Genomic DNA, 24,045 nt, shown 5'->3' with positions numbered 1-24,045 from the left:
CCGGGCCTTCTGCGACGTTTTTGTGGGGGAGCTTTGGCCGTGCCCTGCCCTATGCCGCTTCTTGAAGTTGTTGATGCCCGCCTGAGGCGCCTGTTTCATGCCTTGCCCGCGCGCCTGCACCACGGGGTGCCGCAGTACATCGGCCCGTTGGAAAACGAGGTGGACGCCGCCTTCGACCCCGCTAAAAACCCAAAATTCATTAACGGCGAGGCCATTCGCTGGGTGCTCACCGATGCCACGGGGACGGTCATCGGCCGGGTGGCGGCGTTTCTCAACCGCGACGCCGCCGACGTGCAAAACCCCGACCTGCCCACCGGCGGCCTGGGCTTTTTCGAGTGCATCGACGACCAGGCGGCCGCCAACCAACTGCTGGATGCGGGCCGAAAGTGGCTGGCCGCCCGCGGCATGCAGGCCATGGACGGCCCCATCAACTTTGGCGAGCGCGACCGGTTTTGGGGCCTGCTCATTGACGGGTTCGACCGGCCGCCGAACTACGGCATGTTCTGGCACCCGCCGTATTACCAGCGCCTGTTCGAAGCATACGGCTTTCAGCTTTACTTCAAGCAGTACACCTGCTACCGCACCACGGCCGCGCCGCTGCACGCCAGCTTCGCCAAGCGGGCCGAGGAGCACGCCGCCGAGTTCAGCTTCCGCCACGCCCGCAAGCAGAACGCGGAGCAGCTGGCCCAGGACTTTCACCACGTGTACAACCTGGCCTGGGCCCGCCACACCGGCGTGAAGCCCATGACCCTGGAGCAGGCCCGCAAGATTGTGAAGGAAATGAAGCCCGTGGTGGACGAGCGCCTGCTTTGGTTTGCCTACCGCGGCACCGAACCAGTAGCCTTTTTCATCAGCCTGCCCGAGCTCAACCAGATTTTTCGGCACGTGGGGAGGCGCCTCAACCTGCTCGGCAAACTGCGCTTCCTGTGGGCCCAGTGGCGCTTTAAGCAGCGGTCCGACAAGCGGATGTTCGGCATCATCTACGGCGTGGTGCCGGCCTACCAAGGCAAGGGCGTGGACGCGGCCATGCTGGTGCACGCCCGCCAAGCCTTCATCGACGCAGGCTATGCGGACCTGGAAATGAACTGGATTGGGGACTTTAACCCGCGCATGCTGGTCACGACGCGCTCCATTGGCGCCACCATCGTGAAAACCCACGCCACCTACCGCTACCTATTCGACCGGGAGCGGCCGTTCGAGCGCATGCCCATTATTAGGTGAGATGGTGAAGTGGCGAACTGGTGAGTTTGATGTTCCAACCGCGCTAAATGCGCAAGCAGAACGTCAAACTCACCATCTGACCAGTTCACTAGTTCACCACTAAAACGGATACCCAATGGCCAGATTGAGGCGGCCGGCCGTGTTGGTGGGCGTGCCGTAGGGAGCCATCAGGGGGAAGGCGTAATCCAGACGGATGACAAAGAACTGCACGTCGATGCGCAGGCCAGCGCCGTAGCCAACGGCCAGCTGGTTGAAGATATTGCTGGCCTTGAACTCGCCGCCGGGCCGGTCGGGGTCGGGGTTGGCCAGCCAGATGTTGCCCGCGTCTACGAACACGGCGCCTTTGAGGTAGGGCACCAGGTCCTGGCGGTACTCCAGGTTGCCTTCGAGGCGGATGTCGCCTACTTGGTCGTAGTAATTCAGGTTGTCGCTGTTGTTGTCGTCGGGCCGGTAGGTGCCGGGCCCGATTTCGCGGGCGGCAAAGGCCCGGATGGAGTTGGGGCCGCCGATGCCGTACTGGCGCAGGTAGGGCAGAGACCGGCCCGCCGAGTTGCCGTAGGGCATGCCGATGCCGGCCTGCAGGCGTGCCACAATGCGGTTGCCCGAAGTCGGGTTCTGCGAAATGCGGTAGTACTCGCGCAGCTCCAAATCGAACTTGGCGTACTGCGAATACGCTTGACCAAACACCGTATAGCGGCCATCGGTCTGGCTCAGGCCTAACACGTTGCTGACGGCCGAGGCCAGGTTGCCGCTCACTTCGACCTGGCCCTGAAAGAAGATTTGCTGGCGGCGCTGCTCCAGCACTTGCTGGTTGTAGGTGTAGCGGTAGCTGCTGCCCAGCACGAACTGCTGCTCGAACGAGTTGCGCAGAAACGGGCGCTGCTGGAGGATAACGTCAAATTCCGGAGTGGTCGAAACCAAGCTGTACTGCACGTCGATGGGCCGCAGCTCCTGCTCGTTGGTGATTTTCGTTTTCCAGCTGTAGCCGTAGTTCAGGTTGAAGTTGGTGGTGCTGAAATAGCCCGTGCGCGTGACGTAGCGCACCCCCGCCCCGAAGGTGGTGCGGGGCTGGAAGTCGGAATTGGGCAGGCGCACATCGAGCAGCGGCAGGTTGGGCGAAATCAGCCGGGGCACGGAAAGCTGGGCGTTAATGCCAAATTCCGTCGAGGTCAGGCCGGTGTTGTTGCGCGACTCGCCGTTGGCCGGCGGCGCGGTTTGGGTTTCGGCGGTGGCGGTGGCGTTCACCAGCAACTGCTCGCCGCCGCGCAGGGCCGAGCGGTTGCGGAAGGAGAGCGTGAGGCCCGGCCCGGTGAAGCCGTTGCTCTTTGAAACCAGCTGCAAGTCGGCGCGCAGGCTCTTGCGCTTGAGCTGGGTCATCAGCACGTCGGCGTCGAGGCGGGCGCGGCCCGCGGAGTCACCCGCTTCGGCTGGTTTCAGGCGGATTTCCACAAACTTGAACAGGTTCAAGCTCATGATGCGGCTGATGGTCTGGTCGCGCCGCCGGCGCCGGTACAGGCTGTCGGGGTACAAGAACGTGGCGTTGGTAACGGCCTTGGCCCGCAGCACTTTCTCGTCGGGGAAGTACTGGTAGCCGCGGTAGCGCACCGGCTCCCGGCGGGTGGTGTCGGTGAGCACGTAGTTGGTGTTCAGCTTGATGACGTCCAGGTAGTAGGGCTGGGTAGCCTTGGTGGGGGCCGTGGCTTTCACGCGCATGTACACGTTCACCTTGTCATCCAGCGTGCTGTCGACCTGGAACAGAATGTAATCAGGCGTGAAGTAGAAGTAGCCCTCGTTTTTCAGGACGTTGTCGATGCGGACCCGCTCGGCGGTGAAGGTGTTCAGGTTGTAGGGGTCGCCCACTTTCAGCAAGCTGCCGGCCTGCGTGGCCCGAATGTCGCGGTCTATCAGCGTGTCGCGCTCCGGGAAATGAATTTCCTGAATGGTGTACACCTTGCCCGTGTTGGCGGTGTAGTTCACCTGGGCCGTCTTTTCCTGGGCCTTCACCTCGTTGGTCACCGTGCCCTTGAAGAAGCCGTTGTTGTAAAGCCGGTTGGTGATGAGGCCCGACGTGGCGTTGATTTTCACGTCTTTCAGCAGCACCGGCGGCTCGCCAAACTTGGTGGCCAGCAGCTTGCTCAAGCCCTTTTTCTTGCCCTGGCCCTTGCCCCAGAAATACAGCTTGGGCCGCAAGCCCAGAAAAGACGTGTTGGGCTTGGGCTGAATCACCGATTCCAGCTCGGTTTGCAGCGCCGACTCGTTCGGGATTTTCCCTGGAGTCTTGAGGGTGACTTTGCTGCCGGTGTACAGCTTCTGGCCTTCGGGCACGTACTTCAAGCCCGAGCAAGCCGACAGTAAGACAAGGAAAAACGAGAAATGCAGAACGAGGAATTGCCTGTTGAGCAACCGCTTCATCTTCGCTCCTGAGTGTTGGACTAGCATAGCAAATTCTTCATTCCTCATTCTTATTTCTTCATTAAGAGCAGCGCTTAGCGGCGCACTGAGTCTACCCGGGCGGTGGGAGCGGGAGCAGTTTGCACCGAATCCTTGGCTGCTTTCTCTTCCACTTTTTCCTGCTTTTTGTTGGCTTTGCGCTCTTGCTTGATGTCTTCCGGCACTTTCGAGAACAGCTCTTTCAGGTCGCGGTAGTCGCGCTGGAACACCAGCGCAGCTCCAGTCCGCACAATCTGGCCGTCGATGTCCTCGTAAGCATTTTGGCGGAACACGCGCACCCGCAGCCTGCCATCGGCCAGCACTTGGTATTCCAGGCTCACGTCGCCGGCCAGGTTGCTGGCCGCCGACTGGCCCGTGGTGTTCTGGGTGCCCGCGCCACTCAGGGCGATGTCGGTGCCCACGCGCACGGTCAGGCGGTTGTTGAGCAGCTGGCGGCGCACGGCCACGTTCAGGTCGGTGCGGCTGCGGGCCTCGCCGGTGCTGTAGTCGGCCTGGTTGGTCACGCCCAGGTCCAGGCCCAGGCCCGAGAGGTACTTGTCGGTCAGGTTGCTGAGCTGGTCGGTGAGCACGGCGCTGGCGCTGCCGCGCAACTGCGAGGCCACCAGGCCTTCGCCGCTGCTGGTCTGGAAGGGGTTTTGGGCCACAAACCGCCCCAGAATCAGCAGCGAAAATACCTGCTTGCTGAGTTCCGACGTCTGGTTGGGCTGGCGCAGCCGGTTCAGCTTGGCTTCCACCTGTTCGCTCACTGAACTGCTGCGCCGGTTTTCCGGCTGCCGTATGTCGAAGCCGATGGTGGGCTTGCTCAATTGGTCCGTCACCTTCAGCAGGACGTTGAAAGGTAGCCGGTTACGGGATACGGTGTTGCTGGTGGGGTCGTCTTCGCCCTGGCTGGCCAGTAGCTCGGCCGGGGCCGCCTGCACCTTGTAGATGGCCGTGAGGTCAAGCGTAGCGTTGTACGGGTCGCCATCCCATACAATTGATGAGCCGCGGCCCAGGATGAAGTCGCGCGAAGCCAAGTTGTAGAGCGACATGTGGTACTGGCCGCGGGTGACGTCGATGCGCCCGCTCAGCGTGATGGTGCCGTCCGGGGCGATGTTGGTGTTCAGCGTGCCGGCGGCCCGCACGCGCAGGTTGTCGCCGCTGGCCGGGTCGATGACGAGGGTGAACGGCGTGCGGTCGGTGATGGTGACCACGGCCGTAATGTCGTAGCCCGAAGCAGCCACCTTCACCGTGTCCACGGCCACGTTGCGGGCCAGCATGGTATCGAGCGGGGCACTTTTGTCGATGAATTCCACAATGCCTTCGCGCTCCACGGCGGTAGGGGCGGAGCTGGGGGACTCAACCGTCAGGTTGGAGCCTTCCACCACGGTCACCTTGGTGTCAATCTTGATAAGCTCCAGCGGCCCCGTGAGGCGCGTATCCGAGTCGAGCACCAGCCGGCCGTAGAACAGCTCGTTGTTTTCGCGGGTGCTGCGCACGGCCAGGAAGTTGTTGGTAGTAGCGCGCAGGTCGAAGGCGTAATCCACGAAATTGGTGGTCAGCAGGTAGCCATTCGCCACGGCCTTGTTCGACGCCGAATCGAGCACCGTAAAATTGTTGAACGCAATGCCGCGGTCGTCGAACGCGAGCGACTGATTGGGCAGCCGGAACGGCGAACCCAGCTGCGGCACCACAAAGCCCGCATCTTCCGAGGTGGTGAGGGAGCCTCGGACCTCCGGTGCTTTCACCGCCCCCACAATGGTCAGCCGCCCGTTGAGGTAGCCGCTGGCCCGCCGCACCTGGCCCGCCGAGAAAGGCTCGACCAACTTCAGGTTGAGCCGGTTGGCCGTCACGGTAAAATCGAGCGGCGTGGCGCTGCTGGCCAGGTAGGTGCCGCGCACCTGCACGTCGTTGCCGGCGGCCCCGGCCGAGCCCGGCGCGCCACCCGTCAGGCGGGCGTCCACGTCGTAACGGTCGGCAGTGGGGTTGGTGGCTTTCAAGGAAATGTCGCCGATGAGGGCCTTCTGGAACACCAGGTTGCTGATGGTGGCATCGGCCGTGAAGGCCTGGCGCGGCGTGCCCAGGTTATCGATGCGCGCCACCCCGTTGAGGCTGCCAGCCACCAGCGAGTCTTGCTGCTGCACAATGCGGGCCAGCTCCGCCAGCTCGAAATTGGTGAAGGTGACGCCCAGGGGCGAGGTTTGCACCTGTGGGTTCTGGCTTTGCAGGGCCAGCGTGCTGCGGCCGTTGGTTAGGCTCAAGCCGCTGGCTACCACGGCGCCGGTGGGGTAGTAGCGCACAAAGTTGTTAGCGCCGGCCGTCCACTCATCGTAGTTAATTACTTGCTGCGGCGCGGCCTGAAACTCGTACACAATGCTGCTGTTGCGTCCGCCGCTCTGCGCCAGGGCCTGCAAGGTGCCGGCCACTGCCAGCCGTTCCCGGTTGGCGCTGTCGCCGAGGATGGCTACCCGCGAAAAAACCTTGTTGTTGGCCACGTTGCCCACCAGGCTGGGGCGGCGCAGCTTGAGCGTGGTGTCCTGCGCGGCCTGGGCCAGGCGCAGGCCGTAGTCCAGCTTGTTGGCGTCGGAGTCCACGTTCAGGCGCAGCGAGTCGAGCCGGTAGTTGTTGTAGACCAGGATGGGGATGTTGGTGTTGGCCGTGAGGCGCGCGTCCTGCCGGCTGTAGTCGCCGGCCAGCGTGAAGGGCGAAATCTGCTTGAGGCCCGGCACCAGCTTGGTGGCCAGCTTGGCGTCTTTCAGCTGCACGGCGTAGGTGAAGCGGCGGTTGGCTGAGCTGGCTACGTAACGCACGTCAGGCAAATCAAAGTAGCGGTCGATGTGTTGCTGCAACTCGGTGGCCAGGTCGCCCAGGCGCACGTTGCCGTCGAGCCGCGCGGCCACAATGTTCGAGTTGAAGTCCACCGCAGTGCGCGTGGCCGTCTGGGTGATTTTGCCTTGCAGCGTATCGAAAGCGAAGGGCTGATTGTCGCGCACCACCACCACGTTGGTCCCGTTGAAAGTGCCGTTCAGCGTGTTCAAGTCCGAGCCTGAGATGTTGGCTTGCAGGTTGCCCTGAATGCGCAGGTCGCCGCCGGTGTAGAAACCCAGCGCCGTGAGGTTGGCGCCGCGCAGGTTCAGCGAGGTCAGCTCGTAGGTGGGGTTGTTGGGGTTGCGCAGGTTCACCACGGCCTGTAGGTCGAGGTTCAGGTTGGGGTCGTCCTTGCTGTTGGCGCTGATGACGTAGCGGTTGCGGTCGAGGTTCACGTTGGCGGCAATGCCGCGGTAAGTGTAGCCGTTGTATCGGGCGCTTTGCACGGTGGCGTTCACCTTGCCCACCAGGGTGGCGGGGTCCTGCAGGTTGCCGGTCGCGTTGATGCGACCTGTCGCCGTGACGCGGCCAATGGTGGGGTCCTTCAGCAGCTTGCCAAAGTCGAACCCGCGCACCGCAAACGTGCCCAACAGCGGCTGCCGGTTGTTTGCCTGTGCCGCCCCCAGGTTGCCGCTAAAAGCGAGGTCGCCGTAGCTGGTTTTGGCGGTGAGGTTGGTGGTGAAAGCCAGCGTGGTGGGCCGGCCCCGGAAGGTGCCGCTCACCGCCAAAGTAGGCGGAATGCTGATGTTATTGGGAATGCTGCCCTTGGGGGCCAGGCTGAGAATGTCGGCCCGCGAGGTGCTGAATTGCCGAATGTCGAGGTCGGCGTACAAGCGGCCATCGGTGTTGGGCAAGCCTTGGATGCGGCCGCGGGGGGCGCGCAAAATGGTGTTGCGCAAGCCCACAAACTCCAGGTTGCGCACCGTAAAGTCGCCCACCCGGCCCGCAATCTGGCCATTCACCAGCACCGACTGATTGGGGCCGGTATTGAATGGCGGCGTGCCCGCCAGGTCCGGCGCCAGGTACAGAATGTCGCGGAAGCCCAGGCGCACGTCGCGCAGGTCGCCTTCCAGCTTCAGGTTCGGCAGGTTCTTGGTGTCGCTCAGGGCGTCGAGGCTTTCGTAGCCAATGGCCAGCGTGCGCCGAATACGGGTGTGCGGGGTTACCAAGTCCAGGCTGTCCAGGCGAATTTGCACGGAGTCGTACACAACGTTGGCCTGCCACTTGTCGATGCGGAAGCCGCTTTGCTCGCGGCCCGCCAGGTTCTGTACCCTGGCCGTGGTGCGGTTTTCGGAGTACGACAAATCCCGCGTGTTCAGCACCAAATCCGTGAAGTGGAGGTGGTTGTAGTCCATGGCCGGCACGCGGGTGCGCTGCTTGGGCTGGTTGAAATTGTCGAAATTCACGGCTAGGCCGCTGATGTCGGACTGGTCGAGGGCCACGCGCCAGCCCGGCGAGGAGGCCGTTTGGCCAGTATTGGTTTTGGCCTGGTCGGTGGCGTCGTCCAGCTTGCGCACGGCTTCGGCGGGGTTCACCACGCGCTGCTCCACGGGCACCTGCTCGTTTTGGGCGTAGGCGAAGGTGGTGTTTTTCAGCGTCAGCTTGCCCAAATCGACGCGCTGGCGCTGCAGGTCAATGTTCTTGGCCGTGACATCAGCCAAGCCAATGCGGGTGCTGATGAACTGGGCCGAAGGGTCGTTCTTGTACACAAAGCTCACGCTGTCGAGCGTGGCCCGGTTCAAGCCGAATTGCAGCGTGAGCGGCTCGGTGGGCTCGGGGTTGTCCACCTCCGGGGCCGTTTTGGTTTGGGCTATGCTGATGGCTGAGCGCCGCAGCGCCGCGTTATCCACCTTGTAGATAGAGTTATCCACATCCACCTCGTCCATGTTGGCCGTGAACTCCCCAATTTTGGCACGGATGTCGGAGCCCGTTACCTGGTCTTGCTGGGTGAAATAAATATTCGTGAGCCGAGCCTTGCCGATGTCGTACTTCAGGCCTGAGGCCGTGGTGTCGACGGGCGCAGTGGGGTCAGTGAAAGCGTCGACAATGAAGTCGTAATTGTTCACCGAATCGGGTTCTGTGCGCGTGAGGCGCACCCGGCCATCGTTTAGCTCCACGTTCGATACGTTGATTTGGCCTTTGGCCAGGGCCCAGATATCCACGTCCACCCCCAGGTGGCCCACCGACAGCAGGGTGTCGCGCTCTTGGTCGGCCAGGTACACGCCGTCGAGGTTGATGGCGTGGCGGAAGTCCGTCCGAAACTTCCCGATGCGCACGTCAGTCTTGAGCTTATCGCGCAGGTAGCTCTCGGCCCGACGGGCCACAAAGTCTTGGCCCGCTGGAAATTGCAGGACCACCACTACCACCACAACGAGCAATAGGACAAAGGCTAAAAGCCCAAGTATACCGTAAAGGGCACGACGCAGAAATGTGGACAAGGGGATAGGGTAGTAGGCCGAAAACAATAACGCACGCCCTTTCCAAACGCAAAATCGTAGGCTCAGGTTGGCATCCGGTCTTGTTCAGCCTCAATAGTTCTGCTTAATAGGGCCTGCCAACCGCTCGCCTTATCTTTCGCCTTCGAAATCCCACCGTCCGCATGATAATACGTTTCTCTCTTCCTTACCGCACCGTTTTGGGCCAACGCCTGGCGGTTTGCGGTTCCCACCCCGACCTGGGGAATTGGCAGTTGTCGGCTGCTGCCCTGATGCAATACGACGAGGCCACCACCTGCTGGAGCCACGAACTGACCGTGGCCGATGCCGCGGGCACGCTCACCTATAAGTACGTGCTGCTCGACGCCAACGCCAACAGCACCCAGTGGGAGTTTGGCCCCGACCGGAGCGTGGCATACAATGCCGCCCTAGTCCAGCACCTGCACCTGGCCGACTATTGGCGCACCCCCGGCCAACCCGAAAACGAGTTGCTGACGGCTGCCTTCACCAAGGCCTTGTTTCGCCGGGCCGCCACCGGCGCCGCCATTCAGACTCCCGTTGCAAAAGGTAAAAAGGCCAAGGCCGGCACTCCTGCGCCCGCGGCGCCCGCTCTCGAACGTAGCACGACGGCTCCAGCAGCCGGCGAAACGGTCTTTCGCTTGGTTGCCCCCCGGGTGGCCCCGCAGCTCGGCCTGTGCATCCTGGGCTCCGACCCCGCGCTGGGCGCCTGGGACAACACGAAGTGCCTTGTGCTCTCCGACCAGGAATACCCGGTGTGGTCCGGCAGCATCAAGCTCGAAAACCCCGCCGAGGATTGCCTCTATAAATACGCCATGTGGGACCCGCAGGCGGGGCACGCGCTCGATATGGAAGGCGGCGAAAACCGCGTGGTGCCCGCCACCACCGACCGCACCACGGCCCGCGTGTTCAACGACGAAGCCTACCGCTACCTCGACTCGTGGCGCGGCGCGGGCGTGGCGCTGCCCGTCTTTGCCATGCGCAGCGAGAAAGGCCTCGGGGTAGGGGAGTTCTCGGACCTGAAACTGCTGACCGATTGGGCCGTGCAAACTGGCCTCAAGCTCGTGCAGATTCTGCCCATCAACGACACCACCGCCACCCACACCTGGGTTGATTCTTACCCGTACGCGGCCATTTCGGTGTTTGCCCTGCACCCGCAGTTCATTCACCTCGAAGGCATCGCCGCGCTCAAAGACAAAAAAGCCGCCAAGGAGCTGGCTCAGTTGAAGCAGGAATTCAACGCCAAGGATTTCGTGGACTACGAGCCGGTGATGAATGCCAAGTGGAAATTCCTCCGCCTGCTTTATAAACAAGAGAAAGCCACTTTCCTCGCTGACCCTGAGTACCGCGAGTTCTTTGCCAGCCAGGCCGCGTGGCTGGTGCCGTACGCGGCTTTCTCGGCCCTGCGCGACCGGTTTGGCACCGCCGACTTCCAGCAGTGGCCCGCCGAGTTCCGTGCCCCGCGCGACCTCGAAGCCCTCACCGCCGAAGCCGCTGCCGACTACGACGAGTACGGCCTATTCTTCTTCGTCCAGTACCACCTTGACCGGCAACTGCGCGCGGCCGTGAGCTACGCTCGCGGCCGCGGCGTGGTGCTGAAAGGCGACCTGCCCATTGGCATCTACCGCCACTCTGTGGATGCCTGGACGCAGCCCGAACTCTACCACATGGACCGCCAGGCCGGCGCCCCGCCCGACGATTTCTCCACCACCGGCCAAAACTGGCGCTTCCCCACCTACAACTGGGAGCGCATGGCCCAAGACGACTACGCCTGGTGGAAGCAGCGCATGGGCCACCTCGCCCGCTACTTCGACACGCTGCGCATCGACCACATCCTGGGCTTCTTCCGCATCTGGGAGATGCCCATTGAGTCGGTAGAGGGCTTGCTGGGCCACTTTGCGCCCGCCCTGCCCCTGCACCGCCACGAGATTGAGCGCCGCCTGGGCTGGTTCGATTACAGCCGGCTGTGCGAGCCGTACATCCGCTGGCACATGTTGCAGGATATCTTCCAGGGCGAGGCCCAGTCGGTGTTTGACGAGTACATGTACGACGCCAGTTACGGCCGCATCCATCTCAAGGAAAACGTCGACAACCAGCGCAAGATTGAAGCCTACATCGCGCAAAAAGTAGCCGATTACCCGGAGCACGCACCCTATTTCGCGTGGCTGCAAACCGGCTTGTTCAAGTTGGTGAACGAAGTGTTGTTCTTGCCCGCCGGCAACGATTTCTACCATCCGCGCATCACCCTCAACAAGAGCTACTCGTTCCGGGAGCTGGACAGCGACGAAGACCGCCGCCGTCTCTACGACGACATCTACGTGGACTTCTTCTTCCGTCGCCACGAGGAGTTCTGGCGCCAGCAGGGCCTGGTGAAGCTGCCCCCCGTGCGCTACGCCACCGACATGCTCATTTGCGGCGAAGACCTGGGCATGGTGCCCGCCTCCGTGCCCGGCGTGATGAAGCAGCTCGGCATCCTGGGCCTGAACATCCAGCGCATGCCCTCGAACCCCGAGACGGAGTTTGGCCACCCCGACGCCGCACCCTACTTGAGCGTGGTCACGACCAGCAGCCACGACATGAGCACCGTGCGGGGCTGGTGGGAAGAAGACCGGGTGCGCACCCAACGCTTCTTCGAAACCATCCTCGGCCACTGGCGCGAGGTGGCGCCGTTCTACTGCGAGCCGTGGGTGGCGCGCGAAATCCTGGCGCAGCACCTGCACTCGCCGGCCATGTGGGCCATCTTCCCACTGCAGGACCTGCTGGCCATCGACACCCACCTGCGCCGGGCCAACCCGCACGACGAGCAAATCAACGTGCCCAGCAACCCGGCCCATTTCTGGAAGTACCGCCTGCACCTGCCCTTGGAAGAACTGGCGGACGCCGTGGGCTTCAACGAGCCGCTGCGGGCCCTGGTGCAGGCTAGTGGCCGCAGCTAAAGCCGCAGGCGTCCGGTAACCGGACCACGCCTAAACCAAGAAGAGCCGCCACCAACCTAGCTATTGCTAGACGGTGGCGGCTCTTCTTGATTAGTGGCTTAGAGTCCCGTATTAGTTTTTGGTGATGCGGACCACCTGAGTACCGGTCGTGGTTTGCACGCGTACGAAGTACACGCCGGCCGGCTGGCTGCTCAAATCAAACTGCAGGCGCTTGTGGGCCGCAAGCGTAGCCTGCGTGGGCACGCGAACGCCCAGGATGTTGAATACTTCCGCGGCCAAAACCTCAGTAGCGGACGTCCAGATTTCAAACCGCCCGGCGCTGGGGTTGGGCACGGCCGTAACGCGGGCATCCCACGCGGCACCAGCTGCCTGCACCGTCACCACGGGCGAGTAGCTCACCGTGCCGTCGGTATCGGTTTGGCGCAGGCGGTAGTAGGACAAGCCCGTCAACGGGGCCTTGTCCTCGAATGCGTAATTCACCCGCTTGGTCGAGTTACCGGCGCCTTTTACTTCGCCAATGCGCGCAAACTCCTGCCCGGTAGCGCTGCGCTCCACCGTGAAATGGTCGTTGTTCTTTTCACTGGCCGTGGCCCAGGCGCACGCCACCGTCGGGCCTGTCCGCTTGGCGTCGAAGCCCAGTAGCTCCACTGGCAGTGCGCCGTTGGCACGCGAGGACACTGAGAAAGGCGAAAAGCTGCTGATGCCGTTGCGAGTGACTACGAACGGGCCGGTGCCGGTGGCGCCCACCTCGCCCTTGTACACATCCCAGGCGCCGTTAGTGTAATGATTGATGTGGGCTTGAGCATTGAGGAAATTGGTCGTTGCCTCGGTAGCGTTCCATTGCAGCGTCATGGCTACCGTGGCGGGATTGGCCGGTACTTCCTTGCTGATAAGCCAGGTTTTCTTGACCACTTCGCTAGCCACTTCCGTGGTGCCGGGGGCGTAAGTAACAGGCGCGTACGAGGTAAATGCCTTGTCCAGCATTCGCACCTCAAACACGTCGTCGCTGGTGGTCGAAGTTTGCCGCAGCGTAACGGGCGTGTAAGAAGTGAAGCTGCTGCCCACCGGGAAGGTCACCTGCGTGCCCGAAGTGGTGGCGCTGGCGGCGCGGGGCACACGTATCCGCAGGCGGCCGGTGCCGTTGGCCACCACGTAACCCGTCGCCGAAAAATTAGGAATGCCTGTTCCGGTTCCGTTTAGAATGGTGAGGTCGTAGTTGCCCAGCACCAAGTTTGAGCCATTACCAATGCCGAGAGTGCCCGCCACCACAACGTCACCGTTGAGCTGCTTTCTGTTGTCGGCACGACTGCCACTGGTACCCGTGACTCTCAAATTGCCATACTGGTTGGCCGGAATGGTGTGGGCCGTTGAGTTGCTATTGTATTCCACAGTGCTCGTCGCCGCCAACGTGCCCAATACAAAGGCTGGAGCGTTTGTGCGGCGGCTTAGAAAATAAGAGTTGTTGCCCACGTCAATGGTGCCAACAATGTTATTATCGAATTCCACCATCAAGCCTGCCGGTGCAGAGGGCGTGCCTACCACGATTTTGGAATTGGCTCCGGTCACGGCCCAGGTCGTGTTCGACCCGGTGATTCGGTCCGCTGCCGTGGTAGCACTCGGGCTTTGCACGTAAAAAATTTGGTTGGCGGTGGCAAAGCTGGCCGGTGCAGCGCCCGAGCCGTCGGGCTGCGTGCCCCACGTGGACAGGACGTCTAGGTTGCCCATCGTTTTTGAGTAGAACACGTTGGTTTGTGGCGTCACCACCACGTCGTCGATGCTCAAGCCGTTGCCGTTGGTATTAGAGTTAAGCACATACGCCCACCGAATCATGATTTCCTCGCCGGGCAGCAGGCTCACGGGCACCGTGGTGCTCACCACCCGCCGGTTGGAAGCCGCATTGCCGTCGCGTCCGCCCACCGAAGTGGCCGTGGACGGCGCCGCTACATCCAAGTCTGCTAGCGGTTGCCAAGCCCCCGCGCTTGCCAGCAAGCTGGTCACCGAAAGCCCTTTGAGGTAAGATACCGATACTTTGGCCGCAGTGCTAAACGTGGAGTTGTACCAGTGCTCCATGGCGTACTGGATTTCCAGGTTGGTGATGGTGGTGCCGGCCGTGCCGTTTTTGAAGCGAATGCCCGCGTAACCCACGCCCGGCGTGGGGTTGGCGTTGTCCAAAAAGCCCCCGATGCCGCCGAAAGCGCGGTCAGCCGCGTCAGTGCCAGTGCCGTAGCCAAAGTGGTAGTAATTGGCCGCCGAGGTGTTGCCATCATTCGGCCCAAATTGGCCAAAGAAGCCCGGCAAGAAACGCACCCCGTTGAACTCTGCCTCCGCATACACTTCCGGCATAGAGGTGATGGAATTGCCAGTCATGGTCACCGTCCCAGCCAACGTGTTGAAATCCTGTCGGTAAGGGCTAAGGGTGGTTTCGGTGAACGTGTGCTGGGCTCGCGCCGCATCGCATGCCAGCAGAGCAGCTAGGCTTAAAAGTAATGCGTAGGTCTGTTTCATGTTGACTAAAGTTTTATGAAGTAAGGACTTTGTTAATTGAATTTTTTATTGAATTAAAATCAGCCTGAGAATGAAGCTGTAGGAAATAATGCAAATTTTAAACTAGGAATGCGTAGCAAAAGTACGTTCCAATCGCAAAAATAATTATTGAAAATTATTCATGGACAATAAACGCAAAACCAAACTGTTTTGTGAAATATAATATTTTAAATAATAATTAATAAAAAGCAAAACTTCAAATGTCGCAGCTGCCCATGGCTGATGCTGCATGACCCTGCTTGAGCAGAGTGGGATGGCAACGAGCAAGTGGCGACTGTTCAGATTCTCTTTTACAGACCGGATTAGCCCAACGCCGGCGTTTGAGCGGGGCAAGCGGCATGTGCTCGCAGGGCGGCTTCGCGGGCAGTATCCCAACCGCGCTAACCGAACCGGTGAACCGCCCATGTCGGGAGCGCAGACCGCGCCCCGACCGAGTAGTGGATGGTTTAGTCAGAAGGGCAACCCATCGGGGTAACCAGCTCCCTGTAGCCGGTTGGGTAGTCGGGAATAAGCCCTTCCATAACAACGCGAAGCAGCTTACAGAAATAGACGCCCGGTCTACAAAAAATATAATATTGAATTTTGGATTTTAATTTGTGTTTTTACTTGTTTTTACGCACTTACTTGTTGCGCTTATTGGCAACACGTAAAGTTTTATAAGCAGTGGTATAGCGTGTAAATGCCTTGAAGAGATTGTTTTTCGCGTTTTTTTCAGTTTTGGAAAATGTGTTCCCATATTGAGCCAGATGGGTTCGCGGCCCTGTAATTTCTTAGTAATACGGCCCTGCCTGACTTACTTTTGTCCTGATTGCCGGATTAAGATATAATATACTTCAGGCTATGCACAAAGCACAACACGCATCTTAAGTTAAGCTGGTCTTATTCATTTCGGGAACACGCCAAGAAGTCCTGCATGAAGCGCTATCACGCGCCTCCCGAAGCTGCAAAACCTAACTCCGACGATGACACCAGCTTGGCGGCGTGGTCTCGCTCAATAGCCGCCTAAAACACCAACAGCTCATTCAAACACCTGCATTTTTACAACACAAGCTAAATCCATGGAATTATTTTTACATTTCTATGCCAGGGGAGCAGCCTTTGCCGCTTCTCGCTACACCAAAAGCCGGGACTGGCTCGCGACAGCCAGACCGCTGTATGTGTTCCCGGCGGTGTGGTTGCTGGGGCTCCTGATGTCCTTTCAGGGAATGGCGCAGAACAACATCAATTTGGCCACAACTATTGCCAGCACGCCCGCTACGGGCGGCACGGCGGTAGGAGGAACGACAGTTTCATTCTCAGCCACTACTACTAATCCTTCTGCCCTAAACGCGTTTAATGCTGTTCAACAGCAAATACTCATTACCAACGTTTCGGCTGCGCTGTATGCAACGCTGACCTTTTCGGCGCCGACCAATACTAGCATCACCCACGCGGGCACAACGGTTACAGTGGCCTTTCCGCGGGCCGACCTGCCAGTAACCCCCGACCGCACGGAAACGGTCAGTTTCACCGTTCCCAACAACGTATCGCAAGTCACCATCGCCGCAGCAGCATCGTCTAATGAGACTGGGGACGATACGGACCCAACACCGGGCAATAACAATGGCACGGCTGCCAACGCACAGTCGTCCATAACGCTGCGGGCAGCGGCGCCCACCATTACGTCTTTTACCCCGGCCAACGGACCCTACACCGGCGGCACACTGGTAACGGTGACCGGGACAAACTTTGTGAGCGGGGGCACCACGGCCACGCTCGCCGGGCAAACCGTCACCGTGACGGTGGTTTCGGCCACGCAGTTCACCTTTACCACGCCCCCGCGCGCCGTTGGTACCACGGGCCCTATCGTCGTGACCACCAACGGCGGCACGGATACATCCGACTCGTCTTTCACGTATCTGGGAACGGCCACCATCACCGGCAACATTTTTGAAGACCCCAACTACGGGGGCGGCGCTGGCCGGCCCTTGGGCACCGCCGGCACGGCTGCCGTGGGCACGGCGGGCAATGCGGCCACGGCCGCAACCGTAGAACTTTACACCAGCGCCGGGGGCTATGTGGCCACCACCACCAGCAGCACCACGGCCGGCACCGTGGGCCAGTACACCTTCCGCAACTTGTCGACCGGAAACTACCTGGTGCGGGTAGTGAACTCCACGGTGCGTTCTACCCGCCCGGGTTCCGTGGCGGGACTGCTGCCAGTGCAAACGTTCCGCACCACGGCCAGCGGTGCCACCAACGACGTGAACCGCGTGGGCGGCGAGGCTCCCCAACTCCAGGACGCCGCGGCTTACATTCCCGGCACCCGGCCCGTGACACTGGCCTTCGCCGGCCTCAACACTGCGGGCGACCAAACGGTGTTCATCGATAACATTACCCTCAACAACGGGGGAGCGTACGCCAACAGCAGCTTCGAAACGCCGGCCCTGGGCACGGGAACCAATGCCTTCGCCTACGGCCCGGCCGGTGCGTCTTGGTCCTTTGGCGGGACTCCGGGCAGCGGCAGCGGCATTGCTGCCAACGGCAGTGCCTTCAATCCGGCCCTCACGACAGCCGGCACGCAGGTTGCCTTTGTTCAAAATGAGGGCAGCTTCGAGCAGACGGCCAATTTGACGCCGGGTACCACGTACACGTTGACCTTGCTGGCCTCGCAGCGCACGCTTAACGGCAGGCAGAACGTGCGTGGGTCCATCAACATCGGCGGAACAACCACCGTGCTAACGTTCAGCGGCGGCCCGGTAAGCGGCGGCAACATTGCCCCAACGTCGAATGTCGCCTACGCAACCTACACGGCCACCTTCACGGTGCCGGTGGTGGGAGCCAGCGTATTGGCTTCGCTTACGCAAGGCGACTTCACGCCCCAGAGTTTGGCGCCCGTGGACCTGCCCGCCGACAACAGCGCGGTGGCTGGGATAAACTTTGGGTACAACTTCTCGACCATCGTCAACAGCAACGACACGGGCCAAGGCTCGCTGGCACAATTTATCACCAACGCCAATGCGCTCACTAATGCCAACCTGGCGCAGGTCGGCCAACTGGCCGGGCGCGAGGTCAGCATTTTTATGATTCCCGACGGCTTCGCGCACAGCGGCCTTCGCGCCGGGCTGCCCAGCGGCCTGACGGGCGCGGCCGGTTCCGCGCGCGCCCTGATTCAGCTCAGCTCGGTACTGCCGACCCTGACCGACGGGCGCACCCGCATCGATGGCACCACGCAGACGGCGAACATCGGCGACTCCAACGCCGGCGTGCTCGGCACTGGGGGCACGGTGGGCGTGCGCGGCGTTCCGTTGGCCCAGATTAACCGCCCGGAAATCGAAATTGCTTCCAACACGTCGTTGGCCTACGCCCTGGACCTGGAAGGCGACAGCTTGGGGGTGAGGGGCATCGCCATTCACGGCGGCAATTTGCGGGCCGGATATACCACGGCGGCGCGCAACGTGCAAATCATTGGCAACCTGATTGGCATTACTGCGCTGGCCGTGGCCGACCCCGCTGGCACGGCCTACAACCCAGAGTACGGCGTGGGCATCCGCGGCGCCTCGTTCGGCGTGGTGCGCAACAACCTGATTGGCTACGCCGGCAGTTCGGGTCTGGGCTACTCGGGCGGAGCCAATACCGCGGGCCTGCTGGTGACGCGAAACGAATTTGTGCAGAACGGCTACCGCCAGACCGGTGGTGACGCCATCAGCATCGGCGACCAAGCCGAGTCTGGTCCTGTGACGATAACCTTCAACCTCATTACGACCAGTAACTCGGACGGCCTGCAGTTTGACATTGGCCGCGTGGGACTGGGCGGCATCAACGTGGTGCGCAACAATACATTCTTCGACAACGGCAACGGTAGCACCTCGCTGTCGCGAGCCCAGCTCGAAGGCGCCGCCATTCTGTACTTGCAGCGCACCGGCAACCGCACCGGTACCAACGCCGACTCCATCGTGTTCAACCGCATTTACCAGACGCAGGCCTCCGGAATCGTGGTGGGCTACGGGCAGCGCGGCATTATCATCACCCGCAACAGCACGTTCGGCAACGGCACCAGCCGCAACTCCGCTACCGGGGGCAACCTCGGCATCGACCTGATTCCGCGCTCCAACTACTACGTGGGCGCCCCGAACGCGCTGGGCAACGGCCTGGGAGCGCTTGACTACGGCAACGGCGACGGCGTAACGCCTAACGACGGCACGCTGAACACCGCCTTTGCCAATGCCGGCATGGACTATCCCGTTTTCACGCTAACGCGTTACAACACGGCCCAGAGCATTACGGTGGCCGGTCACGTAGGCAGCGCCCCGAACCAAACGGCATTCGGTGGGGCTACCATCGACCTTTACTTGGCCAATAGCCTCGACAACAACAACGATGGCCCAACCATTGCTGGCGATGGAACGACGGTGCCGCACGGCGAGGGCCAAACCTACCTAACCACGATAACGGCCGATGCCAATGGCAACTTCAATGCAACCATCACGGCTCCTGCCAGCTTAACGTTCAGTACCAGCGGCCAAGCCCTGACGGCCACCGCCTATTTATCCAGCTCTGGTACTTCCGAGTTCGCAACTAACTCGGAGTTGGAAGCAACGGTGGTGAGCGGCTATGTGTTCGAGGATGCTAACTACGGCGGCGGCGCTGGCCGCAGCCGCGCCACTTTGGGCAGCGGCGCCGTGGGGCGCCCCGGCGCAACGGTCGAAATCTACGATGCCACCAACGCCCTTGTGGGCACTGCCACCACCGATGCCAACGGTCAGTATTCGTTCAACGTGGCTTCGGGCAATTATACGGTTCGTACCGTGGTGCCCACGGTGACTTCGGCTCGTGCCAACGGCACCACGGCCAGCCCGGCGCCCCTAGCTGTGCAGACCTACGTGCGCAACGACGTGAACCGAGTTGGAGGGCAGGACCCCGCCGCCGCCGCGGACAGCCCAGCGGCTGCGACCGTGGGAGCGACGCTCACCTTCGTGGGCCAGAACCCCAGCGGATTGGACAACACCGCCTTCGTCGACAACGTAGAAATCCTGAAAGCCGGCGTTCCGTTGGCCACCAATTCCATCGCAAACCAGAGCTTTGAAACGCCCGGTGTGGGCAGCGGATTCCAATACGGGCCCTTTACTGCGGGTTGGGTGTTTCCAGCGGGTGGCACCGGTGTTGCAGGAAACGGTGGCGGGTTCTTTCCCAATACCACAACAGGCACGCAAGCTGCTTTCATTCAGGGCGATGGTTCCTCTTTTGAACAGAACATTCAGTTGCCTGCAGGCACGTACTCCGTGCGTTTTAACACCGCGCAGCGCGTTGCTAACGGCCGCGTAAATAACCAAACCATCATCGTACGTCTCAATGGCGCTGAAATAGGTCAAATCACGCCCTCCTCAAACGCGTACGCCTCGTTTACTACCAGCGAATTCAGCGTAAGGGGCAGCGCCCTGGCCAACGTGCCGGGCAACAGCCAAGTGCCGCTGACGGTGAGCACGACCAGCATCACCGACGTGGATTTTGGCTACAACTTCAACGTCGTCACCAACACCAACGACACGGGTCAGGGGTCGTTGCGGCAATTCATTGCCAACAGCAACGCGCTGGGTGGCGAGTCTGCCTTGGCTCAGCAATACACCAACGCGGCCGGCGCAACCACCAACCTGACGGCGGGCAAGGAATCGAGCATCTTCATGGTGCCGGGCCCGGCGGCTGTGCCCGGCTTGCGGGCTGGTCTCACCAACCGCCTTAACGCCAATGGGGTGGCGGTGTTTGCTCCCGCCACTGCTACCAACGGAGCTTTCGTCATTACCGGAAACAACACGGTAATTGATGGTACCACGCAAAGCCGCAACAGCAACACCAACGCCGCTTTGCTTGGCACGAGCACCACGGTGGGCACGGCCGGCACGTCGCTGGCACAGCGCAGCGGCCCCGAAGTACAAATAGTGGGCGTGCCGGGCACCACTGGTTCCGAATTCGGCCTGACGCTGTCGGGGGCGGGCAACGGCGTACAGGGCATTTCCATTTTGGGCTTCGGCAACAGTGGCGCCACTGGCACCGGCAACGCTGGCGGCGCGAACATTTACGTGACTGGCGCCGCTACGTCGGACATCGCCATCTCGAACAACGTCATCGGCACCGCCGCCACCACTTTCCCCACCAACGGCACCGACCCCAACACGGCTACCACCCGGAGCACAGGCAACGGCATCTTGCTGGCTGGCCTGAACACGGGCAACGTGAGCGCCACTATTAGCAACAACCTGATTGGCTACAATGGCAACAGTGGCATTCAGAATCTGGCCATGGCCTCGACCAGCAGCATCCTAATCCAAGGCAACGAGATTCGCAACAATGCTCTGCTCAACTCGACCGCCGATGGTGTCCGCCTAGGCGCAAACGGGGGCACGGTGCAAGCCAACCTCATCACGGCCAACCGCGGCTCGGGGGTGGACTTTGACGGCAGCGCCGGCAACATCCTCGTGACCGGCAACACCATCAGCGGCAATGGCACGGCTACGGGCGCCACCGAGACCTCCGGGGTGCGGGCCTATGGCCAAGCCAACACAGTGAGTCTAAACGTCATCACCAACAACGTTGGCGACGGCGTGGTGGTGCGCCCCGGTACCAACACGGCCAACGTGGCCGGCTCGACTGTGATTACCCGCAACTCCATTCTCACGAACGGCAAGCTCGGCATCGACCTGCTCAATACCGGCGATGACGAAACGGCTGGTACCGTGGGCCTCAACGACACGGGCGACGTGGACGGCCGCACCAACGGCGCGTCCGCCGTCGGTGCCAACGGCTTGCTCAACTTCCCGGTTATTGCTCAGGCACGCATCAGCAATGGCAACCTATTGGTGCGGGGCTATGCCCGGCCCGGCGCAACGGTTGAGCTGTTTTTGGTAGGCACTGCTGATGCCACCGGCTTCGGCGAAGGCCAGACATTCATGGCCTCGGCAGTGGAAGGCAACACGGTTGCCAGCAACGGACTAATCGATGAGAACAACCAGACAGGCCTCTATTTTGGCGTTATCAACGGCCGCAATCAAGGTACTGACAACACCAATATTTTCGTGTTCACCATTCCGCTTGCTTCGTTGCCCGCCGGCGTGGCCGTCAATGCTTTGGTAAGCGCCACGGCAACATTCGCGGGCGTTGGCACGTCGGAGTTCTCCGGGGTGGTGGCCATCAGTACCGGTCCCCTGCCGGTGGAGCTGACGGCGTTCGCGGCGCAAGCGGTGCAGAACCGGGACGCCCAGCTCACCTGGCGCACGGCTTCGGAGAAGAACAACGACCACTTCGACGTGGAGCGCAGCCTCAACGGCACGGACTTCGCCACGATTGGCGCGGTGAAAGGCCACGGCACCACCTCGGCCGCCGCGGACTACGCCTGGACCGACGCCGCCGTAGCGGCCAAAGCGAACGGTGCGGTGTACTACCGCCTCAAGCAGGTGGACGCCGACGGCACGGCCACGTACTCGCCCGTGCGCACGGTGGCCTTCACCCAGGAAGCGGCGGCCAAGACCCCGGTCATCCGCGTGTACCCCAACCCGGCGACGACCCTGAACGCGACCAAGCTGGACCTGACGACGTTGCCCGCGGGCGCGTACCAGGTGAGCCTGCTCGACGCGACCGGCCGCGTGGTGCTGGGCGCGTCGCTGCAAGCGGGCATGGCGCATCCCCTCGACCTGAACACCGTCGCCAGCGGCACCTACACGGTGCTGGTGCGCGGCCAGAATGGTGGGAAGGTGGTGAACCTGACCGCCCGCCTCATCAAAGAATAAGGCGCCCGGTTCGCCGGTTATCGAAAAGGCCCTCCCCATTGCGGGGAGGGCCTTTTTTTGTGTATCGGCTCGACCGTCGTAACCTCTGTTGCGCAGATTGGGTTAGCATAGTCATTGCCCCCCGCCTCTTCAATGCTTCCATGCAGTACGATTACGACGTTCTCATTGTCGGTGCCGGCAGTGCCGGCCTTGCGGCAGCGCTGACTTTGGGCCGCTGCCTGCGCCGGGTGCTGCTGGCCGACGGCGGCCCCCCACGTAATGAAAATTCGCCGGGAGTGCATGGTTTTCTCACCCGGGACGGCATTCAACCGTCCGAACTGCTGCGCCTTGGCCACGAGCAGTTGCGGCCCTACCAGACGGTGGAGGTGCGAGAGCTGCACGTTGATAGGTTGCAGCAGCAGGGGAGGGGCTTTCTGGCCACCGGCAGCAGTACCGTCGACGATGCTCCCGCTTCCTTCACCACCAGGCGGGTGCTGCTGGCCACGGGCGTGTCGGATGTGCTGCCGCCGTTGCCGGGCTTTCGCGAGCTGTGGGGGAGGGGCGTGCTGCACTGCCCGTACTGCCACGGGTGGGAAGTGCGCAACCAGCCGCTGGCCGTGTACGGGCAGGGCCGCACCGTCACGGGGCTGGCGCTGTTGGTGAGTCGTTGGAGTTCCGATGTGGTGGTGGTAACCAACGGACCCGGGCACCTCACGCCCAACGCCCGGCGGCGGCTACGGCACCAGAAAATCACCGTTCGCGAAGAGCCCATTGCGCGGTTGGTAGGCACGCCGGGCCGCGATTTGCAGAGCATTGAGTTTGCCGATGGCAACCAGTTGGAACGAGTGGCCGTGTTTCTGCACGCGCAGCAGCACCAGCGCAGTTCGCTGGCCGCCGACTTGGGTGCCCGAATTACTAGCAAAAAAGCGGTATGGGTAAACGCCGGCCTGCAAACGTCCATCCCCGGCCTTTACGCGGCCGGCGACACCAAGCCCGGTGCCCAGCAAGCGCTACTGGCCGCTGCCGATGGCAACAAGGCCGCCATCTCCATCAATGAAAGCCTGACGCGCGAAGAGTGCCCGCGCTGAAGGAGAGCCCCTGTACGCAACGCGCAAAGTGCCCAAACAAAGGGTTTACCGGGCCAGCTGAGCCAGGGCTTGCAGGGCCGCCCGGGCTCGCGTTTTAACGGTCGGCAAGGGGATGCCCAATTGTTCGGCGGTTTCGGCCTGCGTGCAGCCCCCGAAGTAGAGCAACTCGATGACTTCTCGCTGACGGGGCTTGAGGCGGAGCGTCAATTCGCGCAGCCCAATGTGTTCGGGGTTGAAAGTGGAAGCGGCGTGGGCCTGCTGGGCACCACCGGTTTCGAGCGACTTGTTGGCGCTATGGAACCGGTGACGGGGGTTGCGGAGGGCATCGATGGCTTGGTTGCAGCACACCCGCACCATCCACGTGAACAGGCGACCGCGCTGGGCATCGTAGCTCGCAATGCTGAGCCATACCTTGAGCAGGCCCTCCTGGAGCACGTCCTGCGCGAGGGACTCGTCGCGCACCAGCCTCGCAATGACGGTCCTTAAATTGGACGCATAACGGTCGTGTAATATCCTCAGGGCTTGTTCGTCACGGGAGAGGAGGCGCTGCACCAAGGCCTCTTCGTCCGTCGCCGTTGGCAACGCCGGAGTTGAGTTCATAAGTAGAAAAGAGCCTGCAGCCCCCTCGCGGTTCCTATGAGCTAGGAGCTAGCGACTGAGTTGCCGGTCTGGATAGATGGACAGAATAGTAGCAGGTTTACTATAGGTGCCGGAGAGTATTGGTTGGAAAGAATGGATAGCGGTAGGCTTCGAAGTCCGATGGAAT

8 protein-coding genes are annotated in these 24,045 nt (G+C 61.6%); 4 read left to right on the top strand and 4 right to left on the bottom strand.

All coding sequences use genetic code 11. The annotated features are described in order from the left end of the window. The first annotated feature begins 51 nt into the window (after positions 1 to 51). Positions 52 to 1,221, top strand: a complete 1,170-nt coding sequence (locus VF629_RS00095) for a hypothetical protein (RefSeq protein WP_331056401.1) — start codon at positions 52 to 54, stop codon at positions 1,219 to 1,221. 99 nt (positions 1,222 to 1,320) lie between these two features. Here the strand turns inward: VF629_RS00095 and VF629_RS00090 are convergent, their stop codons facing one another. Beyond that, positions 1,321 to 3,660 carry a BamA/TamA family outer membrane protein gene (locus tag VF629_RS00090; RefSeq protein WP_331056400.1) on the bottom strand — a complete coding sequence of 780 codons (2,340 nt, stop codon included), beginning with the start codon at positions 3,658 to 3,660 and terminating at the stop codon, positions 1,321 to 1,323. A gap of 47 nt (positions 3,661 to 3,707) precedes the next feature. Next, positions 3,708 to 8,888: a translocation/assembly module TamB domain-containing protein gene (locus tag VF629_RS00085; protein ID WP_331056435.1), complete on the bottom strand. Its 5,181-nt coding sequence runs from the start codon at positions 8,886 to 8,888 to the stop codon at positions 3,708 to 3,710. A 230-nt stretch (positions 8,889 to 9,118) separates the two neighbouring features. Here VF629_RS00085 and VF629_RS00080 point away from each other — a divergent pair, with 230 nt between their 5' ends. Then, positions 9,119 to 11,908, top strand: a complete 2,790-nt coding sequence (locus VF629_RS00080; RefSeq protein WP_331056399.1) for a 4-alpha-glucanotransferase — start codon at positions 9,119 to 9,121, stop codon at positions 11,906 to 11,908. A 111-nt stretch (positions 11,909 to 12,019) separates the two neighbouring features. On the opposite strand, the gene VF629_RS00075 is transcribed toward VF629_RS00080, so the two are convergent. Beyond that, complete coding sequence (locus VF629_RS00075) at positions 12,020 to 14,413, bottom strand: T9SS type A sorting domain-containing protein (RefSeq protein WP_331056398.1); 2,394 nt, start codon at positions 14,411 to 14,413, stop codon at positions 12,020 to 12,022. A 1,097-nt stretch (positions 14,414 to 15,510) separates the two neighbouring features. On the opposite strand from VF629_RS00075, the gene VF629_RS00070 reads away from it, so the two are divergent. Next, entirely contained in the window at positions 15,511 to 22,212 is a 6,702-nt protein-coding gene (locus tag VF629_RS00070) for an IPT/TIG domain-containing protein (RefSeq protein WP_331056397.1), read from the top strand. Between the two features lie 140 nt (positions 22,213 to 22,352). Then, positions 22,353 to 23,279, top strand: coding sequence for an NAD(P)/FAD-dependent oxidoreductase (locus VF629_RS00065; RefSeq protein WP_331056396.1), 927 nt, complete (start codon positions 22,353 to 22,355; stop codon positions 23,277 to 23,279). A 45-nt stretch (positions 23,280 to 23,324) separates the two neighbouring features. Here VF629_RS00065 and VF629_RS00060 read toward each other — a convergent pair whose 3' ends face one another. Then, the gene (locus VF629_RS00060) at positions 23,325 to 23,879 is read right to left on the bottom strand and encodes an RNA polymerase sigma factor (protein ID WP_331056395.1); all 555 of its coding nucleotides are present in this window, start codon (positions 23,877 to 23,879) and stop codon (positions 23,325 to 23,327) included. Positions 23,880 to 24,045: the final 166 nt, after the last annotated feature.

The sequence above is a fragment of the Hymenobacter sp. genome (genome assembly GCF_036388155.1).
Lineage (GTDB): Bacteria > Bacteroidota > Bacteroidia > Cytophagales > Hymenobacteraceae > Hymenobacter.
The sequence above is the reverse complement of the archived record's forward strand: the minus strand, read 5'-3'. Positions and strand labels throughout refer to the sequence as shown.

Bases quoted from the DNA above. Each gene is read 5' to 3' on its own strand.
- VF629_RS00075 (WP_331056398.1), bottom strand. From the start codon at position 14,413: ATGAAACAGACCTACGCATTACTTTTAAGCCTAGCTGCTCTGCTGGCA.
- VF629_RS00095 (WP_331056401.1), top strand. From the start codon at position 52: ATGCCGCTTCTTGAAGTTGTTGATGCCCGCCTGAGGCGCCTGTTTCAT.
- VF629_RS00090 (WP_331056400.1), bottom strand. From the start codon at position 3,660: ATGCTAGTCCAACACTCAGGAGCGAAGATGAAGCGGTTGCTCAACAGG.
- VF629_RS00080 (WP_331056399.1), top strand. From the start codon at position 9,119: ATGATAATACGTTTCTCTCTTCCTTACCGCACCGTTTTGGGCCAACGC.
- VF629_RS00070 (WP_331056397.1), top strand. From the start codon at position 15,511: ATGGAATTATTTTTACATTTCTATGCCAGGGGAGCAGCCTTTGCCGCT.
- VF629_RS00060 (WP_331056395.1), bottom strand. From the start codon at position 23,879: ATGAACTCAACTCCGGCGTTGCCAACGGCGACGGACGAAGAGGCCTTG.
- VF629_RS00065 (WP_331056396.1), top strand. From the start codon at position 22,353: ATGCAGTACGATTACGACGTTCTCATTGTCGGTGCCGGCAGTGCCGGC.